Genomic DNA, 569 nt, shown 5'->3' on the forward strand with positions numbered 1-569 from the left:
ACACGGGCGACACGGGCGCTACGGGTGCTACTGGCGACACAGGTGCTACAGGGGCTACAGGGGCTACGGGTGACACAGGCGCTACTGGTGCTACGGGCGCTACTGGTGCTACGGGCGACACAGGCGCTACGGGTGCTACAGGCGACACGGGCGCGACCGGGGCTACGGGCGACACGGGTGCTACTGGTGCCACGGGCGACACGGGCGCGACGGGCGACACAGGCGCTACGGGCGACACAGGCGCTACTGGGGCCACGGGCGACACGGGCGCTACTGGAGCCACAGGCGACACAGGGGCTACTGGTGCTACTGGTGCCACGGGCGACACGGGCGCTACTGGAGCAACGGGCGACACGGGTGCTACAGGCGACACAGGGGCTACAGGGGCCACGGGTGACACAGGGGCTACTGGAGCCACGGGCGACACGGGCGCTACTGGCGACACAGGCGCTACGGGTGCCACAGGTGACACAGGTGACACAGGCGCTACTGGAGCAACGGGCGACACGGGCGCTACTGGAGCAACGGGCGACACAGGCGCTACTGGAGCTACTGGCGACACAGGCGCT

1 protein-coding gene is annotated in these 569 nt (G+C 69.4%); it reads left to right on the forward strand.

Annotation, left to right across the window (positions count from 1 at the left end):
• Positions 1-569 (forward strand): hypothetical protein (locus ACY1JZ_RS26050; protein ID WP_462631687.1); only part of this gene is annotated, 569 nt, incomplete at both ends.

This window comes from Paenibacillus sp. J5, assembly GCF_054955055.1.